We start from the raw sequence: 17,318 nt of genomic DNA, 5'->3' as shown, positions 1-17,318 counted from the left end.
TTCACCGCATCAAACAGCGCCGCGATAGACGCGGGCGTAGCGGTGGCCGAGGCTCGTCATCACCTCGTAGCCGATGGTGTCGAAGTGGTGCGCCACCTCGTCGACGGTGATGCCTTCGCCGATCAACGTCACGAGGTGACCGCGCCGCACCGCATTGGGCGGGACATCGGTGATGTCCACCGCGAGCAGGTCCATGGAGATCCGTCCGGCGATCGGGCAGCGCCGGCCGGCGACCATCACTTCGGCGCTGCGCACGCCGTCGACGCCGCCGGCGGCGCGGAAGTAGCCGTCCGCGTAGCCCGCGGCCACCACCGCGAGGCGGGTCGGCCGCCGCGCCGTCCAGGTCGCGCCGTAACCCACGGTTTCGCCGCGCTCGATGTTGCGGAGCTGGACGATGCGCGCCTGCAGCTGGATCACCGGCTTCATCGGATTGTCGGCCTCCGGCGTCGGGTTGATGCCGTAGAGCGCGGCACCGGGGCGGACCATCTCGAAGCCGAAATGCGGGCCGAGGAAGATCCCCGATGAGTTGGCGAGCGAGGCAGGAATGCCGGAAAAGGCCTGGGCGATCTCCCGGAAGGCGCCGAGCTGCCGCGCATTCATCGGATGATCGATCGTTTCGGCGCAGGCGAGATGGCTGAGCACCAGGGTGAGGCCGTGATTGCCGGTGTGAACGCGCGGCAGCAGCGACTGCGCCTCCGCCATCGACAGGCCGAGGCGGCTCATGCCGGTGTCGACGTGCAGCGCGGCGCCGCCGCTCCAGCCGCTGCGCCGGCAGAAGGCGTCCCATTCGGCGAGTTCGGCGAGATCGCCGATGACCGGCCTGGCATCGATCTCGGCGAAGGCCTCCGCCGCGCCGACGAAGCAGCCGTCGAGCACATAGATCGTCGCGCCCGGGGCGGCGAGGCGCACGGCGCGGGCCTCGACGGCGGTGGCGACGAAGAACGTCTTGCAGCCGGCCCCGACCAGGGCGCGCGCCACCGGCGCGGCGCCGCAGCCATAGGCATCCGCCTTGATCACGGCGCTGCATTCGGCCGGCACCGCACGGCTGTCGAGCTTGCGCCAGTTGGCGACGATGGCGTCGAGGTCGATGGTCAGAATGCCGTTGACGGCGGCATCCCAGGCCGCGTCATGGCTCGGCTTCGATCCGGTCGCGCCGGCAGCTGAAAGAATGGACGTTTGTTTCATGTCGATCGACACTCGAAGACGTCGGCGCGAAGAGTTCGGAGCATGGAACGCCGCCGGCCTGCAGGCGTCGCGCGACGCAGCGCCGATCTCGGCCGATCAACCATACGCGGCGCACTGCTGCGGTTCAACCGCAGCAGTAGTCGAGCATGCAGCGAGGCTCGCATCCCGCGCCGGCGCCGCTCACATCTGCTCGGGCAGATAATTGTCGTTCGCGAGATCGCCGAAGCGGGTGATGTTGGCGTCGAAGTGCAGTTCGACGGTGCCGGTCGGGCCGTGGCGCTGCTTGCCGATGATGACTTCGGCCTTGCCATGGGCGAGGTCCATTTCGGTCTGCCACTTCTCGTGTTCCGGCGTGCCGGGGCGGGGCTCCCGGTTCTGCAGGTAGTATTCCTCGCGGTAGACGAAGATGACGACGTCGGCGTCCTGCTCGATCGAGCCCGATTCACGCAGGTCGGACAGTTGCGGCCGCTTGTCCTCCCGGTTCTCGACCTGTCGCGAGAGCTGCGACAGCGCGATGATCGGCACGTTCAGTTCCTTCGCCAGCGCCTTCAGGCTGGTGGTGATCTCGGTCACTTCCTGGACGCGGTTGTCGGATCGCTTGCTGCTTCCCGAGAGCAGCTGGATATAGTCGATCACGATCAGGTCGAGGCCCTTCTGGCGCTTCAGGCGGCGGGCGCGTGCGGTCAGCTGGGCGATGGCGAGGCCGCCGGTTTCGTCGACATAGAACGGCAGCGACTGCAATTCGATGGCATGGTCCCGGATCTTCTCGAAGTCCGCTTCCGAAATTCCGCCGCGGCGGATGCTGCTCGAGGGGATGCCGGTGCGCTCGGCGATGATACGGGTGGCGAGCTGTTCGGCCGACATTTCGCAGGAGAAGAAGCCGACCACGCCGCCGTTGGTGGTGCGGTGGGTACCATCGGGCGCGATGTCGTAGGCGTAGGCCTGGGCGACGTTGAAGGCGATATTGGTGGCGAGCGAAGTCTTGCCCATGCCCGGGCGTCCGGCAAGGACGATGAGGTCGGAGCGCTGCAAGCCGCCCATCCTGGCGTCGAGGTCGCGCAGGCCGGTCGAGACGCCTGACAGTTTGCCGTCACGGTTGTAGGCGGCGGCGGCAAGATCCACCGCGACTGTGAGGGCCTGGGAGAAGCGCTGGAAGCCGCCCTCGTAGCGGCCGGATTCGGCGAGCTCGTAGAGCCGCCGCTCGGCATCCTCGATCTGCGAGCGCGGCGCGAAGTCGACCGGCGCATCATAGGCGACATTCACCATGTCTTCGCCGATGCGGATCAGGTCGCGGCGCAGCGCGAGTTCGTAGATGGTCCGGCCGTAATCCTGGGCGTTGATGATCGTGGTCGCCTCGGCGGCGAGGCGGGCGAGATACTGCCCCACCGTCATTCCGCCGATGTCGGCGTCGGCGGGCAGGAAGGTCTTCAGCGTCACCGGGGTCGCGATCTTGCCGGCGCGGATCAGGCTCGAGACGGTCTCGTAGATCACCTGATGGATCGGCTCGAACAGGTGCTTGGGCTCGAGAAAGTCGGAGACCCGGTAAAAGGCGTCGTTATTGACGAGGATCGCGCCGAGCAGGCTCTGCTCCGCCTCGATGTTATGCGGCGCCGCGCGATACGCCGGCGCGGAGGTATCCGGCGCCAGCTTGAGAACGTTCGAATCAACAGCCATGGCGCGACAATAACTTCAAATTCAACGGAATGGGGGGCGTATAAAGCACCTGCTGTGCGGCCGGCGAAAGGTGGAACCGCGTGCTTATGCACCACCATGACGCCGCTCTGGAAATGGCGGATAACGTCGATCCGCCGCGTCGCGGCGCTTGACCGTGTCATCTGGCGCAGGCCTATTCGCCGGCGAGCTGGAGCTTGGGGCTGTGCTGGCCTTCGGCGTTGCGCAGGCGGGCCTCCTCGCGCGGGATGTAGTCGCGCGTTATCGGCACGATTCCCTGGCGTTTGGCGAGCTGGATCTGGAAATTCATCATGTTCTGCTTGCGGAACGACATTTCCGACGCCGCCAGGTAGAATTCCCACATCCGCACGAAGCGCGCATCGTAGAGCTGTTCGGCTTCCTCCCGTCGGGCGAGGAAGCGTTCGCGCCAGGCCTTGAGGGTCTCGGCGTAATGCAGCCGCAGGATCTCGACGTCGGTGACGAGCAGGCCGGCCCGCTCGATCGCCGGCAGCACTTCCGACAAGGCGGGGATGTAGCCGCCGGGAAAGATGTATTTGGCGATCCAGGGATTGGTGATGCCCGGCCCTTCGGAGCGGCCGATGGAATGCAGCAGCATCACGCCATCCTCGCTCAGCAGCTCGGCGCAGCGCTGGAAGTAGCTGTCGTAATAATCGACGCCGACATGCTCGAACATGCCGACCGAGACGATGCGGTCGAAGGTGCCGGGCACGTCGCGGTAGTCCTGCAGCAGGAAATTTGCAGATCTGGACAGGTGCTTCTCGGCGGCCCGGGTGATGGCGACGGCGTGCTGTTCAGCCGACAAGGTAACCCCGGTGACGTTCGCGCCGGCGGTTTCGGCGAGATAGAGGCCGAGGCCGCCCCAGCCGCAGCCGATGTCGAGGACGCGATGGCCGCGTCCCACCAGCAGCTTGGCGGCAATGTGCCGCTTCTTGGCGAGCTGGGCGTCATCGAGCGATGCTTCGGGATGTTCGTAATAGGCGCAGCTGTATTGCCGGTCGGCATCGAGGAAGAGGGAGTAAAGCCGGCTGTCGAGGTCGTAATGGTGCGCGACGTTGCGCCGCGCCCGGCCGCGGACGTTGAACTGCTGGGCGTGCCGGAAGAGGTAGCGTACCGAGCGCTGCAGCCTGCCCCATTGCGGCGACATCTGCGGCTGGTCGAGGGAAACGGCCAGGAGGTCGGCGATCGAGCCCTGCTCGACGATCATGCCGCCGTCCATATAGATCTCGCCGAGGGCGAGTTCGGGATCGAGCAGCAGTCGTCGCTCGGCCTGGCGCGAGGTGAGACGGATCGCGACCGGCCGTCCGGTGCCGTCGCCATAGGTGTTCGTCTCGCCCTCGGCCGTCGTGACCGTGAGAATACCGCGCCGGACGAAACGCTGAAGGAAATGACCCAACAAGCCCGACATGTCGCCACCCGAATTGGCGCAGCGCGAACTGGAGGAATTCGGCTACGCAAATTGCGCCTAATTCAACCCTTTCGGTCAGGACCCGGTTCCTAGTAGGTATGTACTTAAGCATGGCTCTCGCAAGGGCGCCAATGCGTCTCGAGCAGGGCGGCCAGAACGGCGCGTTCGGGGGCGGGAACGGTGCTTCCCTTCGCCGGAGATTCCGCTAAACCTGTCGCCCGCAATGTGGAAGCTGACGGGTCTGGAGGACGTAAATGTTGAGCCGAGCGCTCAGTTTAGCGGCGGCTGCCGTGATCGGCTGCGTGGTGGGGACGCCCGTTTGGGCCCAGAACCTGGATGCGGGCAAAAGCCCCATTCAAATCTTCAACGGTAATTGCAGCGCCTGTCACAAGAGCTCGCGCGGGCTTCTGAAAACGGTGCCGCCGCAGTCGCTGCCCGGTTTCCTGCGGCAGCATTACACGACCGGAGGCGAGATGGCGCAGATGCTGAGCGCCTATCTCCTGGCCGGCGGCGGCGGCGGCGCGGCAGCCGAGCCTCGGGCGGCTGGCCGCCACGGCCGCCGTGAGGGCGCGGCCAATCTGCGGTCCGATGCTCCGATCGGGACGCCTGCGGCCGAATCCGGGCCTGGCGGCGACAAGGAGCGTGTCGAACGCAGGCCACGCGGCGAGATGCCGGCCGCCGAAGGCGAAGCGCCCACCCGGGCCAAGGGCAAGACCAGGCTCGGCAAACGCCGGAAGGGCGAGCCGACGACGCCGGACGCGGCGATCAGGCCCGATGCCGCCAAACCTGCCGCCGAGGCGCCCAAGGGGGATGCGGCCGCCGCCGCAAAGCAGGAAACCAAGCCGGAGACCCCGGCGGCCTCGCAGCGCGCCATCGACGCCGCAGTGCCGGTGCCGGAGCCGGTCAACCTGCCGCCGCCGACGGCGGCCGACATCAAGCCCGACGCCGGTGACGCCAAAGTGCCGCCGGCTCCCGCAGGCGAGAAGCCCGCCGAAAAGAGCGTCGAGAAACCCGCCGCTGCCGAGGCGGCCAAGGAAACGGCCAGTCCGGCCGCTTCGCCGGCGTCCAACCAGTAAAGGCGAGGGCACCGCGCGCGGCGCGGCCGATAGCGACGACCTCTGCGACAGCAGATAGGCACAAAAAAGCCCGGCCTGATGGCCGGGCTTTTGCGTTGGAGCGCGAGGCTTACTGGGCGCCGGCGGCCGGCTCTTCCTCGGCGGCTTCCGGATCGAAGAACTCGCCGGCGGCGGCCAGCGCCTCGGCGGTGGCGTCCTGGTCTTCCTTGCGGCTGTTGACGTCCTCGCCGCGGTTGATGCGGTCGGCCTCGTCGGCGCTGCGGGCGACGGTGACGCTGACCGTGACCTCGACCTCGGGATGCACGGCGACCGACACCTTGTGCTGGCCGATGACCTTGATCGGCGCGTCGAGCAGGACCTGCGAGCGGTTGATGTTGACGCCCTCCGCGGCGAAGGCGGCGATGATGTCGCGGACCGAGACCGAGCCGAACAGCTGGCCGGTTTCAGAGGCCTGACGCAGCACGATGACATTCTTGCCGTCGATCTTCTCGGCGACCTTGGTGGCTTCGCCCTTGGCCTCGAGGTTGCGGGCTTCGAGGTCGGCCTTCATGCCCTCGAACTTCTCGCGGTTGTCCTTGGTGGCGCGCAGCGCCTTGCCGCGCGGCAGCAGGAAATTGCGGGCAAAGCCGTCCTTGACGCGGACGACCTCGCCCATCTGGCCGAGCTTGGCGACGCGCTCGAGAAGAATGACTTCCATGGTTGATCTCCTTCGATGTTCGATCAGGTTGCGGGTTGGAAATTACTGGGATGGTGACCGGCCGGGCCGCGCCAGCTTGCGGCGGCGCAGGCCGAACGCGGCATCGACGAGCCCGAGCGCTGTCATCATCAGCAGGGGCCAGCCGAAGATCAGGACGGCGGCATAGCTGCTGCTCAGCCACAGGCCGCGCAGCTGCGCGCCCTGGGTCAGCATGTGCAGCACCGCGAAACCGCTGAGCGCATAGGCCATGACGAGGGCCGCCACGATGATCTGCGAGATCAGCGCCGTCAGCCCGCCGGTGAAGGCCAGCGCCAGCACGAGGGCAAGGGCGGCGAGGGTCATCGGCGGCAGTTCGGTGAGGTCGAGTTGCGGCCAGGGCCGCGCCAGCCGTCCGGAAGTCCGGGTGATGCGGCCGGCGAGCCACAGATTCACCGCCAGCGTGAGCATCGCCACCATGGTCGCGGCCGACGGCGCGATCGCGGCGAGCACGGTGACGAGCTGGTCGGTGCTGGCCGCATCGCTCGAGCCGGCGTCGCGCATGCCGAACATGCGCGTCAGGGCGCGCTTGAGCATTTCGGTGATCGCGGTCGCGTCGGTGCCGAGCGAGAGCAGGGCGACGATGGTGGTCAGCGCGGCGAAGCCGGCGATCCAGGCCAGGATGCGGCCGGTCGGATACCATTCCAGCACGGGCTGGGCGGATGGCGCGGTCTCGACCGGCTTGGCGAGCAGCGCGAGATGGCCGAGCCAGAAGGCGGGCAGGGCAATGGTCAGGCCGAAGGCCGCCATATAGGGCAGGCCGAGAATGGTGCCGATGGCGACGCTGCCGAGCAGGCCGCCGACCAGCGCGCTGGCGGTGCCCCAGCCGAGCGCTGCGACCATCAGCGGCAACGGGGCGAGATAGAACAAAACGAGCGAGACCATCGCGCCCGAAATGATGGACACGAACATCAGCGCCGAAGCGGCGCCGGCGGCGAGCGCAATGAGAATCTGCATCATCATCAGCTGTCCCGCTCCCTTCGAGCGGTTAGAGGCGTCGTTTGCCCCAACCATCGGCCGCGGGCGTGACCCCGGAGCCTTGCTGTGTTCGCCGTCGCCGATGGCGACGGCGCTGCGATCTTTGGTGTTGCGATCAGATCCGTGCGACCAGCGGCGCCGGCGAGGCCGGCACCGCTGATGGCATCGGGAAGGCTTAGCGGATCACGTAGGGCAGCAGGCCCAGGAACCGCGCGCGCTTGATGGCGCGGGCGAGTTCACGCTGCTTCTTGGCGGACACGGCGGTGATCCGGCTCGGCACGATCTTGCCGCGCTCGGACACGTAGCGCATCAGCAGCTTGGAATCCTTGTAGTCGATCTTCGGCGCATTCTCGCCCGTGAACGGGCAGGACTTGCGGCGGCGAAAGAACGGACGGCGAGCACCAGCTTCGGCCATGTTTCTTACTCCTCGGTCTCGGCAGGGGCTTCTTCACGGGGGCGACGCGGACCGCGGTCGCCACGGAAGCCGCCTTCGCGTTCGCCACGGAAACCACCGCGGTCGTCACGGTCACGGTCGCGCTCGGACTTGCGCATCATCGCCGAGGGGCCTTCCTCGAGCTCGTCGACGCGCACCGTCAGATAGCGGATGATGTCTTCGTTGATCCGCTCCTGGCGCTCGACCTCCGCCACCACCGCGGCTGGGCCGTCGATGTTGAGCATGACGAAATGCGCCTTGCGGTTCTTGTTGATGCGGTAGGTGAGCGAGCGCACGCCCCACGCCTCGGTCTTGGTGATCTTGCCGCCGAGACCTTCGATCACGCCGGTAAGCTGGGCGGTGAGTTCTTCGACCTGCTGCGCGCTGGCATCCTGGCGCGCAAGAAATACATGCTCGTAAAGAGGCATGGCCGTCCTTTCCTGAGTTGGTCGCGATGCTGCCGGCGGCAAGCCCTTCGAGCCCTTCGGGAAAGGCTCGACTGCTCAGAAGGCGGGAACACGGGACGCCGGATCGGTGGTGCCGATCCTGTCGCATCAATCCGGTGAAGTGGGATTGCTGAGATCGTCCGTTCAGCTCCCGGCCGGAAGCTCACGAATGGCGCTGCTTATAAGGGATAATTCGCTCTTGGCAAGGCGAAACGGCCCGGAATGGCCCCGCCGGGGGCGAATGGGGAGGGCGGTTCCGGGTGCGAACATAGCCTGGTCGGCGTATCCATGACCATCTTGACGGATTTGTTTGTCTAACATACAAACAACATCAATTCAGGGGAGTGAAATGTCCGGAACCGGCGCAGTCGCGCCCAAGCACGCCGTGCGCGCCACGCGCAGCGCCGGCCAACGCACCCGCTCCAAGCTCCTGAACGCCGCCAGCCGGCTGTTCAAGGAGCGGGGCCTGGCGGACGTCTCCATCGCCGACATCGCCGCCGCGGCGGACGCCTTTCCCAGCCAGATCACCTATTACTTCCACGCCAAGGAGGCCCTGTTCGTCGAGGCTGCCTGCCGCGACGTGCTGTATCTTGCCCGCGGCGCCGAAGAGGCGGCCAGCGGCGCCGCGACGCCGGAGGCCTATACCCGCGCGCTCGTCGAACGGGTGATCCATGCCGACGCCATCGGCTTCTTCATCGAGGCGATGACGCTGGCGCGGCGGCGTCCTGAACTCGCGTCGCTGATCGAGCGTACGGTGCAGCGGCTGCACCAGGAGGGCCTGCGCGCCTATGCCGGCGAAATGGCGCGGCGCGGCTGGCGCTCGCGGCGCGATCCGGCGCTGACCGCCCGGCGATTCTGGACGATCGCCATCGGTGTCACCATCGAGGGGCAGGCCGTCGGCCGCTCCGCCGAGGTGATGGTGGCGGACATGCTGCACCTGCTGGAGGCCGAGGCTGATGCGCCGCTGCGCCTCGTGGCCGACGACAGCGACAACGACAAAAGCGAAACGACTGCCGCGGAGAAGACGCCATGACAGCACTTCGCCTGAAGGCGCGCGACCTGATGACCGAGGCCGAACTCGTCGAGGTGCGGTGCCGTTCGGACTGGCAAGGCATCGCGCTGGTGGCCCATGCCTGGGCGGTGATCGGCGCTGCCATGGCCCTCGTCGCGGTCTTTCCCAATCCGGTGACCTACCTCGTCGCGGTCGCCCTGATCGGCTCACGCCAGCTCGGCCTCGCCATCCTGATGCACGATGGCGCCCATGGCAGCCTCGCCGCGTCCGAACGATTGAATATGCTGCTGAGCCAATGGTTCTGCGCCTGTCCGATCTTCGCCGAGACGCGGGCCTATCGCCGCTATCACCTGCAGCATCATGCGCGGACCCAGCAGGAAGACGATCCCGACCTCGTCCTGTCGGCGCCTTTCCCGATCACCAGGGCGAGCTATCGGCGCAAATTCATTCGCGACATCACTGGCCAGACTGGCTTCCAACTGCGCAAGGCGCAGCTGCTCAACGCGCTGGGCGATTCAGTCTGGCCGCTCCGGCAGCGGCTGCGCCGTGCGGCCGAAGCGCTCGGCCGGCAGATCGCGGTCAACGCAGGCCTGTTTGCCTTGCTCGCGCTCGCCGGGGTGTGGTGGGCCTATCCGCTGCTCTGGCTGGTGCCGCTCCTGACCTGGATGATGGTGATCACCCGCATCCGCAACATCGCCGAGCACGCGGTGGTGCCCGACAGCAACGATCCGCTGCGCAACACGCGCACCACGCGCGCGGGCTTGCTGGCGCGGGCGTTCATCGCGCCGTACTACGTCAACTACCACCTCGAGCATCATCTCCTGTTCTACGTGCCTTGCTACAACCTGCCCAAGGTGCACGCGATCCTGTCGCGCGGGCCTTACGCCGCGCGCATGGAGGTGCAGTCGAGCTACCTGGCGGTGCTGCGGCTGGCGACGGCAAGGCCGGCGTCCGAGGACCGGCCGGGGCAGCTGGTCAGCAATGTCCGCCGCTCCCGCGAGGGCGTGGCGATGTCCAGCGACCAGGCCGCGTCCGGCTTCTAAGGCTGGGGGCGGCGCCGCGCCGCCGTGATTACCGCGGTCACCGCCAGCGGCGAATGAGCGATGATGCGCCCGGCGAGGTCCTCGGCACGGCGCTCCAAGTCGTCATGCGGCGCCACCGCATTGACGAGCCCGACCGCCATTGCCTCCTGCGCCGAAAACGCGTCGCCGCCGAGCAGATAACCGAGGGCGCGCCGGCCGACTTGACAGCATCGCCCGCGCCAGTGTCTTAACCCGCGGCATTTCGCGAGGGGGACCCGCTTTCCGAAGTTCGTGTCGGAAGGGTGCTGCAGGCGAACCACGAACTTCGGAGACAGGGTACTAGTGCGGCGTCTCGCAATTGCCTATGCCCTTTACGGCAAGCCCCTGTAGGCAATTGCGAGACATAAGCCGCACTAGCTTCTTGATTTTGCTAGTGTCCTGATGTCTCCGAATGATCGTGCGAGGGTGAGGCAAATGAAGCGGTAATTCGGAGACAGGACACTAGGGCATGACGGCAGCATTCACGTTTCCCGGCCAGGGATCGCAGGCAGTAGGCATGGGCAAGGCGCTGGCGGACGGCTTCGCCGCGGCGCGCGCCGTGTTCGATGAGGTCGATGCCGCTCTCGGCGAGCGCCTGACCGCGACCATGTGGGATGGGCCGGCGGAGACGCTGCAGCTCACCGAGAACGCCCAGCCGGCGCTGATGGCGGTGTCGCTCGCCGCGCTGCGCGTGCTCGAGGTCGAAGCCGGCGTTGTCGTGGCGCGCGATGCCGCCTTCGTCGCCGGCCACTCGCTCGGCGAATATTCGGCGCTCGCCGCCGCCGGCGCGCTGTCGATCTCCGATACCGCGCGACTCCTGCGCATCCGCGGCCGCGCCATGCAGAAGGCGGTGCCGGTGGGTGTCGGCGCCATGGCGGCGCTGCTCGGCCTCGACTACGAGGCTGCGGTGGCGGTCGCCGCCGAAGCGGCGCAGGGGCAGGTGTGCGATGCCGCCAACGACAATGGCGGCGGGCAGGTCGTCGTCTCCGGCCACCGCGAGGCGGTCGACCGCGCGGTGGAGATCGCCAAGGGCAAGGGCGCCAAGCGCGCCATGCTGCTGCCGGTGAGCGCGCCGTTCCATTGCCGGCTGATGCAGCCGGCGGCCGATGCCATGGCCGAAGCGCTCGCCGGTGTCACGATCGCGACGCCGGTGGTGCCGTTGGTTGCCAATGTGCTGGCGTCGCCGATCAGCGATCCCGACGACATCCGCCGCCGCCTGGTCGAGCAGGTCACCGGCACCGTGCGCTGGCGCGAGAGCGTCGCCTTCATGGCCGGACAGGGCGTGACGCTGTTCGTCGAGATCGGCGCCGGCAAGGTGCTCTCCGGGCTCGTCAAGCGCATCGCCGCCGGGGCCACCGGACTGGCGATGGGCTCGCCCGGCGATATCGCCGCGGTCAAGGATGCGCTCGCGGCGACGAAGGGCTGATCGTCGTCGCGGCCTCCACCAGCGAGCGTCTTTGCCTCACCCTCGCACGGTCATTCGGAGACATCGGGACACTAGCAAAATCAAAAAGCTAGTGCGGCTTATGTCTCGCAATTGCCTACGGCTGACTGGCCGCAAAGGCGGTAGGCAATTGCGAGACGCCACACTGGAACGCCGCGGCGGCGGGGCTGAGCCGATCATTGCGCATGTTCGAGATGCGGTTGCGATCCGCATCGCTCGACCGTTCCGGCAGCAGCCGGTTATGCGACGGACGGCGTCGCCGGACGCCCCCCGGGGGGCGGCCGGCTGGATGGACAGCGCTGGCCGCGAACGCCGCGGCGCACGAAATCTGTGAATTGAGTGTGTCTTGGAGGCGGTATTCTGCTTCGGACAGGCGTTTGAACCGCGCCATGAGGCGGGGATTTCGGGTCGCGCGGGGCTGGCGGTCATTGACGGCATGCGCCGGCTTGCGGCAAACCCCCTGCCAACTCTCAGGATCGTTTGAACGAGGACATCATGTTTGATCTGACGGGCAGAACGGCGCTGGTGACCGGCGCGACCGGCGGCATCGGGGGCGCCATCGCCAAGGCCCTCCACGGCCAGGGCGCCACCGTGGCGATCTCCGGCACCCGCCGCGAGGTGCTCGACAAGCTCGCCGGCGAACTCGGTTCCCGCGTTCATGTGTTGCCCTGCAATTTGTCCGATGCCGAACAGGTCGAGGCCCTGGTGCCGTCGGCCGAGGCGGCCATGGGGCAGCTCGACATCCTGGTGAGCAATGCCGGCATCACCCGGGACAATCTCTTCGTTCAGCTGCGCGACGAGGACTGGAACGCGGTCATCGACGTCAATCTGACGGCGACATTCCGCCTCGCCCGCGCCGCGACCAAGCTGATGATGCGCAAGCGTTTCGGCCGGATCATCGCCATCACCTCCGTGGTCGGGGTTACCGGCAATCCGGGGCAGGGCAACTATGCGGCATCCAAGGCGGGGCTGATCGGGATGATGAAGTCGCTGGCCCAAGAATACGCCAAGCGCAATGTGACAGCCAATTGCATCGCCCCGGGATTCATCGCGACGCCGATGACCGATGTCCTCAACGAGAAGCAGCGCGAGGCGGTGCTGTCGAAGGTCCCGGCCGCGCGGCTCGGCACCCCCGAGGATATTGCCGCCGCGGCGGTTTATCTGGCCTCCAACGAGGCCGGCTATGTGACCGGCCAGACCCTCCATGTGAATGGTGGAATGGCAATGATCTGAGGCCCCTAGCAGTTGTTTTCCACCGCGCTGCGGCGGCGGCGCGTGGCTGGCTTATGGGACCGAACTATGGTAACCGGGCGGCGCCGGGTGGGGACAAGAACGCCATTGCAGGATTGCAAAACCCTGTATATTGCCGTGGCCGAACCGGTCGCCGTTTCTGGGGACAGCGGACTGGCGACAGTCCGTAATGCGCCAGTTCGCAGCGAACGAGCGAGACTGGCGAAGGGGGTTCAGCGGGTTTTGGGTCCAGCAGGTTGAAGTATCCCAACTTGATTTACCCGAAGGCTTTTGCCGCCCGCGGCTGAAGTCCATTGGAACAAGCACGAGGTTGAAATGAGCGAGATTGGCGAGCGGGTTAAGAAGATCGTGGTCGAACACCTTGGTGTCGAGCCGGAGAAAGTTGTCGACAACGCGAGCTTCATCGACGACCTCGGTGCCGACAGCCTCGACACGGTCGAGCTCGTGATGGCCTTTGAGGAAGAGTTCGGCTGCGAGATTCCCGACGACGCCGCGGAGACCATTCTCACCGTGGGCGACGCGACGAAGTTTCTCGAGAAGAACGCGAAGAGCTGATTTTTTCTACCATCGGACAATTGCAGAAGCCGGACGGACCGCGCGCTCGGTCCACCGGCTTCTTGGCATCTGTTCTGGCGTTCCGAGTTCAATATTCGGATCGCGACTTCGGAGTGTGAAGCAATGAGACGGGTCGTCGTCACGGGCCTCGGCATGGTTTCGCCGCTCGGTTGCGGCGTCGACGCGTCGTGGAAACGCATTCTCAACGGCGAGAGCGGAGCGAAGCGGATCGACAGCTTCGATACGTCCGATCTGCCGAGCCAGGTCGCCTGCTGCATTCCGCGTGGCGACGGCACCGGCGGTACCTTCAATCCGGACGATTGGATGGAGCCGAAGGAGCAGCGCAAGGTCGACGATTTTATCATCTTCGCGATGGCGGCCGCCAAGCAGGCGCTCGACGACGCCGACTGGCACCCCGCCACCGAGGAGGATCGATGCGCCTCGGGCACGCTGATCGGTTCCGGCATCGGTGGACTCACCGGCATCGCCGAGGCGTCGATCACCCTGAAAGAACGTGGTCCGCGCAAGCTGTCGCCGTTCTTCATCCCCGGCCGGCTGATCAATCTCGCTTCGGGCTTCGTCTCGATCGCGCACGGCCTCAAGGGCCCGAACCATTCCGTGGTGACGGCCTGTTCGACCGGAGCCCACGCCATCGGCGACGCCTCGCGCCTGATCGCGCTCGGTGACGCCGACGTCATGGTGGCGGGCGGCACCGAATCGCCGATCAGCCGGATCTCGCTGGGCGGCTTCTGTGCGCTGCGGGCGCTGTCGACCGGGTTCAACGACCGACCGGAAAAGGCATCGCGGCCCTACGACCGCGACCGTGACGGCTTCGTCATGGGCGAGGGGGCCGGCATCGTCGTGCTCGAAGAGTACGAGCACGCCAAAAAGCGCGGCGCCAAGATCTACGCCGAGGTCGTCGGCTATGGCCTGTCGGGCGACGCCTATCACATCACCGCGCCCTCGGCCGACGGCGACGGCGCCTTTCGCTGCATGGCCGCAGCACTCAAGCGCGCCGGCCTCGCAGCCTCCGATCTCGATTACATCAACGCCCACGGCACCTCGACGCCGCTCGGCGACGAGATCGAGCTTAGTGCGGCGCAGCGGCTGCTGGGCAATGCCGCATCCAAGATCTCGATGTCTTCGACCAAATCCTCGACGGGGCATCTGCTCGGCGCCGCAGGTGCGGTGGAGGCGATCTTCAGCATTCTCGCGATCCGCGACAATGTCGCGCCGCCGACCATCAATCTGGAAAACCCGTCGGTGGAGACGGCGATCGATCTCGTGCCGCTCAAGGCGCGTCAACGTGAGATCAATATTGCGTTGTCCAATTCGTTCGGTTTCGGCGGCACCAACGCGTCGCTGATCCTGCGCCGGGTGGTCGACTGACCGGCGCAGCTTCCAACCTTTTGCCATATTCCACGATGATTGCTTGCAATCGCCGTGTAACATTCTTCGGGCGAATCTCGATCCCCGGGAGCCGGTGACCTCGGCGAGGTCTCCGCAGGCATTTCCGGTGCAGAGAAGCCGCGCAGTGAAGCCACAGCTGCGGTGCCGAGGCCGGCCGCACCACGGCTGAATTGGGCGAGCGAGCGAAGGCGGCGGGGCGGGAATCCGATCGGACCGACAGGATTGGTTGCAGCATGAGTGAAAGACCGCCGATCTCGCCGAAGAGCCCGCGGGCCGCGCTCGAGCCCGAGCAGGTGCCACCGCCGCCACGACATTCGGCACGCGCTCGCAACCCGTTCGTCGTCGCGGGCAATGCCATCATCACCATTATCCTGGTGGCGATGATCGCTGTCGGTGTCGGCTATGTCTGGGGCCGCCAGAAGCTCGATGCGCCCGGGCCGCTGCAGGAAGACAAGGTCGTCAATATTCCGCCGCGCGCCGGCATGGGGGACATCGCCGACATCCTGCAGCGCGAGGCTGTCATCGACAGCAATCGCTGGGCCTTTTTCGGCGGCGTCATCGCCATGAAGGCGCGGTCCGAGCTCAAGTCGGGTGAATATAACTTCCAGAAGAGTGCCAGCCTGCGCGACGTGATCAACACCATCGTCGAAGGCAAGGTGGTGCAGCACGCCTTCACGATTCCCGAGGGGCTGACCTCGGAGCAGATCGTGGCGCGGCTGCTCGAGAACGACACCCTGAGCGGCCAGATCCGCGAGATCCCGCGCGAGGGCACGCTGCTGCCGGAGACCTATAAATTTCCGCGCGGCACCACGCGCGAGCAGGTGATCCAGCGCATGCAGCAGGCCCAGCGCCGCGTGCTCGTCGAAGTCTGGGAGCGGCGCAATCCGGACCTGCCGCTCAAGAGCCCCGAGCAACTGGTCACGCTCGCCTCCATCGTGGAGAAGGAGACGGGGCGGGCGGACGAGCGCAGCCGCGTCGCCGCGGTCTTCGCCAACCGGCTGCGCCAGAAGATCAAGTTGCAGTCCGATCCGACCATCATCTATGGCTTGGTCGGCGGCAAAGGCACGCTCGGGCGGCCGATCAAGCGCAGCGAGATCACCCAGCCATCGCCCTACAACACCTATGTCATCGAAGGCCTGCCGCCGGGGCCGATCGCCAATCCTGGCCGGGCCTCCCTTGATGCCACCGCCAATCCGGCCCGCACCCGCGATCTGTTCTTCGTCGCCGACGGCACCGGCGGTCATGCCTTCTCGGAAACCTACGATCAGCATCAGAAGAGCGTCGCCAAGCTGCGCAGCCTGGAGAAGCAGCAGCAGAACGACACGCTCGAACCGGCGGACGAGCCGCCGCCAGCAGCCCCCGCGGCAGCCGCACCGGCAGGCGCGTCAGGGGCTGCGGCGGCCGATCAGGCCACCGGCGCCGCCGGCGATGCGCCCAAGCCCGCGCCGGCCAGGAAGCGGGCCGCCGCACCGGCCAAGCGGGGTGTCAACACCAGGAACGGCGCCAGCACGCTGGCCCCCGCCGCGCCCGCCGAGACCGTGGAGTAGCAGGCGGCTGCGCTTGTGAGGGGTGTGCCGCGCGGATAAAGTCGCCGCCATTCGCCGTTCGGATGTCCTTTCGCCGCTTTGGTTTGTGGTGCTTGCGCCACGATGGCGCAAGGATCGCCCCGTCGTGCATCAGTGCGTGGTGGGCCCTTGACGCGGCGGACCTGCCGAACCGGCCCAATCGAGGGAGATGAAGTGTCATGGCGTTATCGAGTATGACCGGCTTTGCCCGGAGCCATGGCGGCAGCGGCGCTCACGCCTTCGAATGGGAGTTGAAATCCGTCAACGCCAAGGGCTTCGATTTCCGCCTGCGGCTGCCTCCGGGGTTTGACGAGATCGAGCAGGTGCTGCGCAAACGTGCTGCGGAGCGTCTGATCCGCGGCACGGTCTACGCCAATCTGACGGTGACCCGCTCTGGCCCGACCGGCGACGTCCGCGTCAACGAGGATGTGCTGACGGCGATGCTGCGCATAGCGACCGATCTCGCCAAGCGTACCGGGGCGGCCCCGCCGACCGTCGACGGCCTGTTGGCGCTGAAGGGCGTGATCGAGATCGTCGAGCCCGAGGCGAGCGAGGCCGAAAGCGAGGCAGCTCGCGCCGCGGTCGTCGCCGCCTTCGACACGGCGCTGTCGAGCCTCGTCGAGATGCGCAAGAACGAAGGCGCGACGCTGGGCGCCGTGCTCGGCCAGCGCCTCGACGAAATCGAAGCCATGGCGCGGCAGGCGGATGCGGCGCCCGGCCGCCGTCCGGAGGCGGTGCGCGCCCGTCTCGCCGAACAGATCCAGGTGCTGATCGAGACATCCGAGCGTTTCGATGCGGACCGCTTGAGCCAGGAAGCAGTCATGATCGCCGCCAGGGCCGACATCCGTGAGGAGCTCGACCGCATCGCCTCCCACGTGGCCCAGGCCCGCGAGATGCTCGCCAAGGGCGGGGCGGTGGGCCGGCGGCTCGATTTTCTCGCTCAGGAATTCAACCGCGAGGTCAACACCACCTGCTCGAAATCCAACGACATCGAACTGACCCGGATCGGGCTCGCCATGAAGAATGTGGTCGAGCAGTTCCGCGAGCAGGTGCAGAATCTGGAGTGACGCCG

At 66.8% G+C, this 17,318-nt stretch carries 17 protein-coding genes; 9 read left to right on the top strand and 8 right to left on the bottom strand.

Annotated features, from left to right (window positions below; genetic code table 11):
- Positions 1 to 9: 9 nt before the first annotated feature.
- The 3 genes from alr to DB459_RS23615 all read right to left on the bottom strand — a co-directional run bounded on the left by alr (position 10) and on the right by DB459_RS23615 (position 4,282).
- Positions 10 to 1,185 (bottom strand): alanine racemase, encoded by a 1,176-nt coding sequence (gene alr, locus DB459_RS23625; RefSeq protein WP_253708674.1) that lies wholly within the window; start codon positions 1,183 to 1,185, stop codon positions 10 to 12.
- A gap of 180 nt (positions 1,186 to 1,365) precedes the next feature.
- Entirely contained in the window at positions 1,366 to 2,859 is a 1,494-nt protein-coding gene (locus tag DB459_RS23620) for a replicative DNA helicase (protein WP_253708672.1), read from the bottom strand.
- A gap of 172 nt (positions 2,860 to 3,031) precedes the next feature.
- Positions 3,032 to 4,282 (bottom strand): cyclopropane-fatty-acyl-phospholipid synthase family protein, encoded by a 1,251-nt coding sequence (locus DB459_RS23615; RefSeq protein WP_253708670.1) that lies wholly within the window; start codon positions 4,280 to 4,282, stop codon positions 3,032 to 3,034.
- A gap of 254 nt (positions 4,283 to 4,536) precedes the next feature.
- On the opposite strand from DB459_RS23615, the gene DB459_RS23610 reads away from it, so the two are divergent.
- Positions 4,537 to 5,358, top strand: coding sequence for a hypothetical protein (locus DB459_RS23610; protein ID WP_253708668.1), 822 nt, complete (start codon positions 4,537 to 4,539; stop codon positions 5,356 to 5,358).
- Between the two features lie 109 nt (positions 5,359 to 5,467).
- On the opposite strand, the gene rplI is transcribed toward DB459_RS23610, so the two are convergent.
- The 4 genes from rplI to rpsF all read right to left on the bottom strand — a co-directional run bounded on the left by rplI (position 5,468) and on the right by rpsF (position 7,930).
- Positions 5,468 to 6,055, bottom strand: coding sequence for a 50S ribosomal protein L9 (gene rplI / locus DB459_RS23605; protein WP_253708666.1), 588 nt, complete (start codon positions 6,053 to 6,055; stop codon positions 5,468 to 5,470).
- Between the two features lie 42 nt (positions 6,056 to 6,097).
- Positions 6,098 to 7,054, bottom strand: a complete 957-nt coding sequence (locus DB459_RS23600; protein WP_253708664.1) for a DUF2232 domain-containing protein — start codon at positions 7,052 to 7,054, stop codon at positions 6,098 to 6,100.
- Positions 7,055 to 7,244: 190 nt separating this feature from the next.
- Positions 7,245 to 7,484 carry a 30S ribosomal protein S18 gene (gene rpsR / locus DB459_RS23595; RefSeq protein WP_253708661.1) on the bottom strand — a complete coding sequence of 80 codons (240 nt, stop codon included), beginning with the start codon at positions 7,482 to 7,484 and terminating at the stop codon, positions 7,245 to 7,247.
- 5 nt (positions 7,485 to 7,489) lie between these two features.
- Positions 7,490 to 7,930 carry a 30S ribosomal protein S6 gene (rpsF, locus tag DB459_RS23590; RefSeq protein ID WP_253708659.1) on the bottom strand — a complete coding sequence of 147 codons (441 nt, stop codon included), beginning with the start codon at positions 7,928 to 7,930 and terminating at the stop codon, positions 7,490 to 7,492.
- A gap of 367 nt (positions 7,931 to 8,297) precedes the next feature.
- Here rpsF and DB459_RS23585 point away from each other — a divergent pair, with 367 nt between their 5' ends.
- Both DB459_RS23585 and DB459_RS23580 read left to right on the top strand, forming a co-directional pair.
- Positions 8,298 to 8,981 (top strand): TetR/AcrR family transcriptional regulator C-terminal domain-containing protein, encoded by a 684-nt coding sequence (locus DB459_RS23585; RefSeq protein WP_253708656.1) that lies wholly within the window; start codon positions 8,298 to 8,300, stop codon positions 8,979 to 8,981.
- Complete coding sequence (locus DB459_RS23580; RefSeq protein WP_253708654.1) at positions 8,978 to 10,003, top strand: fatty acid desaturase family protein; 1,026 nt, start codon at positions 8,978 to 8,980, stop codon at positions 10,001 to 10,003. The genes DB459_RS23585 and DB459_RS23580 overlap by 4 nt, the downstream gene beginning before the upstream one ends.
- Here DB459_RS23580 and DB459_RS27420 read toward each other — a convergent pair.
- Positions 10,000 to 10,302 (bottom strand): enoyl-CoA hydratase-related protein, encoded by a 303-nt coding sequence (locus tag DB459_RS27420; protein ID WP_256519227.1) that lies wholly within the window; start codon positions 10,300 to 10,302, stop codon positions 10,000 to 10,002. The two genes, DB459_RS23580 and DB459_RS27420, sit on opposite strands and share 4 nt — an antisense overlap.
- Before the next feature lie 188 nt (positions 10,303 to 10,490).
- On the opposite strand from DB459_RS27420, the gene fabD reads away from it, so the two are divergent.
- The 6 genes from fabD (at position 10,491) to DB459_RS23545 (ending at position 17,313) form a co-directional block, all read left to right on the top strand.
- Positions 10,491 to 11,447 carry an ACP S-malonyltransferase gene (fabD, locus tag DB459_RS23570; protein WP_253708648.1) on the top strand — a complete coding sequence of 319 codons (957 nt, stop codon included), beginning with the start codon at positions 10,491 to 10,493 and terminating at the stop codon, positions 11,445 to 11,447.
- Positions 11,448 to 11,960: 513 nt separating this feature from the next.
- Positions 11,961 to 12,698 carry a 3-oxoacyl-[acyl-carrier-protein] reductase gene (fabG, locus tag DB459_RS23565; protein ID WP_253708645.1) on the top strand — a complete coding sequence of 246 codons (738 nt, stop codon included), beginning with the start codon at positions 11,961 to 11,963 and terminating at the stop codon, positions 12,696 to 12,698.
- 333 nt (positions 12,699 to 13,031) lie between these two features.
- Entirely contained in the window at positions 13,032 to 13,271 is a 240-nt protein-coding gene (locus tag DB459_RS23560) for an acyl carrier protein (protein ID WP_006610957.1), read from the top strand.
- Positions 13,272 to 13,394: 123 nt separating this feature from the next.
- Positions 13,395 to 14,660 (top strand): beta-ketoacyl-ACP synthase II, encoded by a 1,266-nt coding sequence (gene fabF, locus DB459_RS23555; protein WP_253708642.1) that lies wholly within the window; start codon positions 13,395 to 13,397, stop codon positions 14,658 to 14,660.
- A gap of 254 nt (positions 14,661 to 14,914) precedes the next feature.
- The gene (mltG, locus tag DB459_RS23550) at positions 14,915 to 16,228 is read left to right on the top strand and encodes an endolytic transglycosylase MltG (RefSeq protein WP_253708639.1); all 1,314 of its coding nucleotides are present in this window, start codon (positions 14,915 to 14,917) and stop codon (positions 16,226 to 16,228) included.
- Between the two features lie 197 nt (positions 16,229 to 16,425).
- The gene (locus tag DB459_RS23545; RefSeq protein WP_253708636.1) at positions 16,426 to 17,313 is read left to right on the top strand and encodes a YicC/YloC family endoribonuclease; all 888 of its coding nucleotides are present in this window, start codon (positions 16,426 to 16,428) and stop codon (positions 17,311 to 17,313) included.
- The last annotated feature ends 5 nt before the right edge of the window (positions 17,314 to 17,318 follow it).

Source organism: Bradyrhizobium sp. WD16, from assembly GCF_024181725.1.
In the GTDB taxonomy this organism is placed as follows: domain Bacteria; phylum Pseudomonadota; class Alphaproteobacteria; order Rhizobiales; family Xanthobacteraceae; genus Bradyrhizobium_A.
Note: the sequence above shows the minus strand (reverse complement) of the source record. Positions and strands in the feature narration are given on the sequence as shown.